The 7,173-nt window shown below is 51.5% G+C and carries 8 protein-coding genes; 4 read left to right on the forward strand and 4 right to left on the reverse strand.

The genetic code is table 11. The annotated features are described in order from the left end of the window. Positions 1-604: 604 nt before the first annotated feature. On the forward strand, positions 605-1,234 hold the full coding sequence (locus H6F43_RS21555) for a class I SAM-dependent methyltransferase (protein WP_190345222.1): 630 nt from the start codon (positions 605-607) through the stop codon (positions 1,232-1,234). A gap of 43 nt (positions 1,235-1,277) precedes the next feature. Further along, a complete protein-coding gene (locus H6F43_RS21560) occupies positions 1,278-1,370 on the forward strand; it encodes a hypothetical protein (protein WP_347272451.1) in 93 nt (30 codons plus the stop codon). 79 nt (positions 1,371-1,449) lie between these two features. Here H6F43_RS21560 and H6F43_RS21565 read toward each other — a convergent pair whose 3' ends face one another. Further along, complete coding sequence (locus H6F43_RS21565; protein ID WP_190345223.1) at positions 1,450-2,343, reverse strand: metal ABC transporter permease; 894 nt, start codon at positions 2,341-2,343, stop codon at positions 1,450-1,452. A gap of 123 nt (positions 2,344-2,466) precedes the next feature. After that, positions 2,467-3,270: a metal ABC transporter ATP-binding protein gene (locus H6F43_RS21570; RefSeq protein ID WP_190345224.1), complete on the reverse strand. Its 804-nt coding sequence runs from the start codon at positions 3,268-3,270 to the stop codon at positions 2,467-2,469. A 211-nt stretch (positions 3,271-3,481) separates the two neighbouring features. Here H6F43_RS21570 and H6F43_RS21575 point away from each other — a divergent pair, with 211 nt between their 5' ends. Further along, complete coding sequence (locus tag H6F43_RS21575; RefSeq protein ID WP_199290521.1) at positions 3,482-4,384, forward strand: zinc ABC transporter substrate-binding protein; 903 nt, start codon at positions 3,482-3,484, stop codon at positions 4,382-4,384. A gap of 40 nt (positions 4,385-4,424) precedes the next feature. Here H6F43_RS21575 and H6F43_RS21580 read toward each other — a convergent pair whose 3' ends face one another. Further along, on the reverse strand, positions 4,425-5,231 hold the full coding sequence (locus H6F43_RS21580) for a DALR anticodon-binding domain-containing protein (RefSeq protein ID WP_190345226.1): 807 nt from the start codon (positions 5,229-5,231) through the stop codon (positions 4,425-4,427). A gap of 358 nt (positions 5,232-5,589) precedes the next feature. On the opposite strand from H6F43_RS21580, the gene H6F43_RS21585 reads away from it, so the two are divergent. Then, positions 5,590-6,279: a Crp/Fnr family transcriptional regulator gene (locus H6F43_RS21585; RefSeq protein ID WP_190345227.1), complete on the forward strand. Its 690-nt coding sequence runs from the start codon at positions 5,590-5,592 to the stop codon at positions 6,277-6,279. Between the two features lies 1 nt (position 6,280). Here the strand turns inward: H6F43_RS21585 and H6F43_RS21590 are convergent. Next, a partial coding sequence (locus H6F43_RS21590) for an aldo/keto reductase (RefSeq protein WP_190345228.1) occupies positions 6,281-7,173 on the reverse strand: 893 nt, incomplete at its 5' end.

Below are 7,173 nucleotides of genomic sequence, written 5' to 3' on the forward strand. Positions count from 1 at the left end.
TCGGCGCAAATTATTTAAGTTTCGACAGTTCTTTATCTTTGCATAAGAGCGCTCCCTTGCCTACCAAGTGAGCGTCTGAGATAGGGTTAAATGGAACGTTTGAATGAAAAAAGCTTGTTGAGGCAGGTATAAGGCGTAGTACAGGCTACACACAGGGTCCGCCAACGCCTCAAGGATAGAATCGGCAGTTGAGCGATCGCTCTAGACACTCAACGATGGTCATCTGAGGTCAAGGCTGGGGAGTAAGGGTGATCGCGCGGTAGAGAATCTGCCTCTCTGTGTCGCCCCCGCGATGCGATCGTTTAGTCGCGTCGCCTCTCGTGCGCATCGCCGCGTCAAGATGCTCATGACTTCTCCGGGATGTGTAAGGGCGTGAAGAGAGTTAGCACTTTGCTGGAGCGGATGCAATAAAAGTGCCTCTGCAATTGCAGGATTATTTGCCATTGCTCAGCTACGCCGTTATGCTACTTGAGTTATTGGCAAGGACAGAATTCCAACGTGGTCAGTCATGGTGCAAAACCAAGCTAGAGCGACATTGGCTTTGGGAAAATATCGATCAAAATCTTGAGTTGTATAGTTCGTTAATTAAATTGAGTTGAAGACCATGCATTCTGATCCTGTTCAAAACGAATATGCTCATCTTGCACCTCGTTATGATCGCCGTTGGTCGTTTTATGTAAATGCTACTGTTCAGGAAACGATGCATCGTTTAGACATTAACTCTCATGAGCGCATCTTAGATCTTGGTTGTGGAACGGGAACTTTAATTCAGCGCCTTTTACACCTAACTCCAGAAGTAAAGATTGTTGGATTAGATCCTTCTGTCGAGATGCTAAGTGTAGCTCGACAAAAACTACCGAAATCCGTTAACTTGCAAGTTGGTAGCGCAGATAATATTCCATTTCCGAATGAGAGTTTTGATTTGGTGATTTCAACCAACGCATTTCATTACTTTCGCTACCCTTCCCAAGCGATTCAAGAAGTAAAGCGAGTTCTAAAGCCTAACGGACATCTAGTTATTACAGATTGGTGTGATGATTATCTAACGTGTCGTATCTGTGATATTTTTCTACGTCTTTTTAATCGCGCTCATTTTCGGACGTATGGTACAAGCGAGTGCCAGAAAATACTTCAAGATGAAGGATTAGCCAAAGTTTCAGTTGAAAAATACAAAATCGATTGGCTGTGGGGAATGATGACAGCAACAGCTACTAAGGAAGCGATCGCAGCATAAATTCGGTGGAGCGGACCTAGGACTAGCGATCTCTCACCAAATCATTGTTAAGAAACATAGCGGGACGATAAAAGTTAATTCTGTATCCAGACAAGGTACAGAATTTGTAATCAAACTTCCTGTAGAAACAGTTTAACAATGCCGTTGAGCACGTTGGTAGAAACTACCATCGCTCCAGCATCAGAAAAATCGCTGTCATTTTCTAGAAGTCCTCACTACGGCTTTGCCAACAAACGCTTCAGCTCCTGCAACAGCGCAGGTGGCTGCACATTGCCGCGTGGACGAGTCAGAATTCCCTGGCTTGGACTAAACAAGAGAGACAGCAAGAAAAAGCCCGTCGCAACCAGCACGATCGCCGGACCCGATGGCAGATTGTAGAAATAGCTGAGATACATACCGCTGATGCTGGAAATGACACCGATCGCGCAGCCCAACAGCATCACCTGATTCAACCGCTGCACCAGCAAATACGCCGTAGCTCCGGGAGTAATTAGCAGCGCCAGCACCAGAATCACGCCCACCGCCTTCATGCTTGCTACGATCGTCAGCGCAATCAGCACCATCAAGCCGAAATTGAGCAGATTCACAGGCAATCCTGCCGCCTGTGCGCCCTCCGGGTCAAAGGTATAGAACAATAGCTCCTTGTACAGCAAGACAACCACCACCAGCACGACTGCGGCAATAGCAGCCGTATTGATCACATCCTCAGTCGTGACGCTCAGGATATTGCCAAACAAAAAGTGGTTCAAGTCAATCTTTTTGTCCTTCTGAATCTGCGTAATCAGCGTGATGCCTAGCGCAAAAAACGCCGATAGCACGATTCCCATCGCCGCATCCTCTTTGATTGGCGATCGAGTCCGAATCCACGCGATCGCCATTGTGCTAAGGACGCCCGCCACAAATGCGCCCACAAAAATGCTGATGTCCAGCATAAACGCCACTGCTAATCCCGGCAGCACCGAATGACTAATTGCATCGCCCAAGAGCGCCAACCGCTGCACCATAAGATAGCTGCCAACGACCGCACAAACGACGCCAACCAGGATCGCAATAATCAGCGATCGCTGCATAAATCCGTACTGCAATGGCTCAATTAGCGCGTCTAGCATCAGCGTTAGGAGTGAGGAAGGAAAAAGTGAAGGAGTTAAACGGTTTTAGCGTTCAGTTTCTAGGGCTTTGGGCTGCTTTTGGTTGCCATCGCACTAGTCACCGAATAGCTATTCACCAAAGACTCAAGCGGCTTGGTTAAAGAACATAACGTGCCCACCGTAAGCGCGCTCAATGGTTTCTGGCGTCAGAACATGCTTGCGGGGTCCAGCCGCAACCAGCTCGGTGTTCAGCACAATCAGATGGTCGAAATGCTTAATCGACTCGCCCAAGTCGTGGTTCACGACTACAACCGTTTTGCCCGCGTGGGTCAGCTCGTGGAAAATTTCAAATAGAACCGCTTGAGTTTTCTGGTCTACACCAACAAAGGGTTCATCAAAGCAGAACACATCCGCCTCCTGTGCCAGCGCCCGCGCCAAAAACACCCGCTGCTGTTGTCCACCGGAAAGCTGCCCGATCGGGCGATCGCGAAACTGAGTCATGCCCACACGCTCTAGAGCCGCCGCCGCAAGCTGACGACTGGTCGCCGAAAAGCGCTGAAACCAGCCAGTTTTGCGCGTCCGTCCCATCAGCACCACATCCCACACCGTTGCTGGATAGGTCCAGTCAATTTGGGATCGCTGCGGCACATAGGCAACGCGGTCTAGCTGGTCTACCAACGGACGATCGCCCCAGCGCACCGTACCGCTGCTTACGGGAGTCAGATCCAACAAAGCTTTAAGCAACGTGCTTTTTCCGGCTCCATTGGGACCAATAATGCCGACCAGCCGGGCAGGCGGAATCGAGACGGTGACCTCTTGCAACGCCTGCACCTCGCGGTACCGCACATTTAACTGGTTAACTTGGATGGGTGCAACAACGGTAGCTGAATCAGCTTGAGACAGCGCATTAGCTAGCAGCGGATAAGGAGAGGCGGTTGAAATGTTCATGACTGTAGTGGGTTGTCAAACTTCTGTACAACGGAAGATGAAAGAATTATGAAATAGCGTAGCTTAAAAAATGAAACGAAAGTGAAAAGAGGTATTACAGTTCATGCGATTAACCGCTCATGGGACGACGCAACTTAGTGGTAACCATAGACGGCGATCGTTCCTTCGTTTTACCGCTGTCCTGGCAATACTGCCGTCTGCCTTATGCCTTATGTTGAGCGGCTGCGGTACACCAAATTCGACTTCGTCTGGAACTCCTGATGCAAGACCCAAGGTAGTATCAACCAGCACAATCTTGACGGATCTCGCTGCTGAAGTGGGTCAAGACCAAATTCAACTGGTCGGCATCCTCAAGCCTGGCGCTGATCCCCACATTTACGAACCTGTACCTGGCGATATTAAGCAGCTTGAACAAGCAGACGTGATTGTCTATAACGGCTACAACTTGGAACCGGGATTAATTCGGTTGATGGAGTCTGCGGGCGCAAAGGCTGAGAAACTAGCGGCGGGCGAGGTTGTAACGCCGTTGCAGTTGGCGAAAGAGGGGCGCCCAGTGCCAGACCCACACGTGTGGGGCGATGTTAAAAACGTGATCCAAATGGTGGCAGCAATTCGCGATGCCTTAAGCAAAGCAAACCCACAGGCGCGCGATCGCTTCGCTCAAAACGCGGCTCAACTCACCAAGGAACTCGAACAGCTAGACACCTGGATTCGGCAGCAGATTCAGACGATTCCCCCGGAGAAACGTAGGCTGGTCACGACGCATGACGCCTTTCAATACTACGGACGCGCGTATTCTATGGCGATCGTGGGCACGTTGATTGGCATTAGTACCGAGGAGCAACCCAGTGCTCAAACGGTGCAAACGTTAGTGCAAGCGATTAAAACCGCTGGAGTTCCAGCCATCTTCGCGGAAACCACGATTAATCCCGCGCTGATTCAAACCGTCGCGTCTGAGGCAAACGTGCAACTTGCGCCGAAGCAGCTTTACTCCGATTCGATCGGGGCTCCCGGCAGCGATGGTGATACCTACATCAAGATGATGGTGGCCAATACAACCGCGATCGTCGGAGCCTTGGGCGGTACCGTAACACCCTTTAAGTCATCCAGCTAGCCGAATGAACGAATCGCAGCAGCGCCAAATCGAAGTTCAGTTAAAGTTCTGATGGCGCATGAACGCCCAACCCATCCTCTAGCAGCCAGTGCAAAACGCGCTGAGTTGCTAGCAGCAGACCGGCTTGCGCTTGCATAAGCGAGTCCATGCTGCCTAATGGTTGTCGAGAGCGATGGAATTCTTGAAAGGCGTTCGCGATGTCATTGACTAACCGCACAACGCTCTCAGACAGCTGGCGTTGGTTGCGGGTTAAGTCGTCGATCGCGCCCAATAGCTGGCATAGAAGCTGTCGCTCGGTAGGATGATTGAGGCGCAACTGCGAACCGTTTAGCCAGGGAATGCCGCTTGGCTGCACAATTTGCCACTGGCTTGGATGCGCGCTCAACGGCCTGATCGCGACTCGTCCTGTATCATTCACAAGCCGCAGGAGCGAACAGCAGCGAGCGTAAGCGTGCTGGGCGGGAAAGAGCGAAGGGAGGAAGGCAGCAGGAAAGGAGAACGAGGGAAAAGAGGATGTCAGCAGAGTGTCTAGCCAAGCCGCGATCGCGCGATCTCCCACGTCAATCAGAATGAAGCCCTTGGGCGTTACCTGAATGGTCAAGTCGAACAGCACTACGGCTGGCAGCGGTAGGCAGAGTGCCATATCGGGTTGCTGCCAGCTCTGGACAATTTCTGTGGCGATCGCGACAGCAGAATCAGCGGAGTGGGCGGCTAGCTGATGCGCGATCGCAGAAGAATAAAGGAGTTTAGAACCATCCTGAATCCGCTTCAATGTCACTGAATTAGGTTGCAGAAGCGGCAGAGGCTCACTGCCTAACTCCACCTTATTATTTGAGTTGCCATTCATTAACCTCTCACCAGTGAGGATCGAACGTAGTCACAATTACTTTCTGATTCTTCACGGCAGCTTAGACTTGTCGTACTTCCCCTGTTCGGTAGATGTGCGGTCTTATTTGTCTTTAAAGCTACACAGTTGATTCATCTAATGATTAGAGTTTATCGATTAAACTGTGGAAACTGCTGACGTTTACAGGGTTTTTACCAAGTATTCTTAAAGTGGCTAAGTAAGACGCTGACATAACATGATGTAAAGCTATACTGATGTAGCCCTGATTGACTGGTTGAGAAACGGTGTGGTTACTCGTTCGTCATACCGATTAATTTCGTTTCCGGTGTTCCTACGTTAAGCCCCAAGCCTCCAGCTTATGTACCCAGTATCTTCTCCCTCAGAGGCATCGCGCCCGTTTCTAACATGGCAGCGGATTATTGACTGGTCTCAAGAGCACTATCGCATTCGGACCTTTCCCAAAGATGAAAAAATTCCAACTCGACCGGGATTGCTCTATTTAGTTCAGAAAGGTGCCGTTCGCTTAGTTGGCAGTGCTCAAGTGAACGCAACGAGCAGCAACTCCAAGCTTCCTCGAATTAGTCCTGACGAAGCGTTCTTGGGGTTTGTTGGAGCCGGACAGCCGTTTGAGATTGTGGCACAATCGCCCTTTACACTCCAGAGCTATGCTCATGTTGATCAGACCTCAGTTGTCTGGATGTACTGGCATGATTTGGATAACTGGCCTCATTTCCGACGGGAAGTGCTGGATGCATTCCGTTACCAGCACCAGCGAAAGCTGCTTTGGCTGAGTACGCTAGGTCAACGTCGAACGATCGATCGTTTGCTCGGATTTTTGACTCTGCTGATCGAAGAGTATGGGGAACCATCCGACGACGGCTATTGCCTGCCATTCCCGCTAACCCATGCTCAGATTGGCAGTGCCATCGGCTCGACCCGCGTTACTGTCACCCGACTCATGGGGAAGCTGCGGCAGCGCGGCATGATTCGGACTCAGGGGGATAACCTGCTTTGCATTCCCACTGACTCAACCCTGAATCGGGCATAAGCTACTCCCAGAGTCGGCGTCCCGGTTTCCCGTTGAGTCGCTGATGCGCATCCTGCAGAAGAGTTGGAATGTCTAACTGCTCCGGGCAGCGGGGCAAGCAGTCGCCGCAATGGGTACAGCGGCTTGCTTTGCTGCCGGGAAACCAATGTCCTGCATTCTCAAACATGCGGTAGCGGTACTGACCGAATGCCGTCATGTCGTAGGCGATCGCCAAATTTCGCAGCCGCAGCACCTCGGGAATATGAATTTCTTCTGGGCAGGGCAAACAGGCGTAACACTGCCGACAGTGATCTGAACCCAGTGCAGATTCCTGCTGAGCTTGCAGTTGCTCTAGAATCCTCGCTTCTTCAGCAATGAGGGGACCTACGCGATCGCCCAGTGCCAGTGGTGCGCTTAGTTCGGTTGGATTGGCAGGACCGACGCTCAGTGTGGTAATGCGGCGATCGCTCAGCAGAAACCGATAGGCGATCTCCAACGGCGTCATCGGTTGACACAGCTTCTCTAGCGACTGGGGTGGCGTGTAAAGCTGTCCACCCTTGTCAGCGGGTGAAATGATGAACACGCCCATGTCCTTCTGCTGAGCTAGGGCAATGGCGGGAGCGTTGCGCTGGAAGAAGTAGGTGTAGTGCAGATTGACGAACTCAAACAAGTCAGTGGCGATCGCGGCCAGAATCACCTCTAAAAATCCATGCGTTGAAAACCCCACGTGCCGCACACGCCCGTCGGCGATCGCCTGATGCACGGGTTTCATACAGCCGTTCATCGCGGTGACCCATGCCAAATGCTCCCACGTATTCAGCCCGTGAATCGCCAGCATGTCCAGATAGTCTACACCCAACCGCTCCAGCGACTCGTCGATCGCCTGCTCCATTGCGCGAGCGTCGGCGCTGGGAG

The organism is Leptolyngbya sp. FACHB-36, from assembly GCF_014695955.1.
Classification (GTDB): Bacteria; Cyanobacteriota; Cyanobacteriia; order Leptolyngbyales; family Leptolyngbyaceae; genus FACHB-36.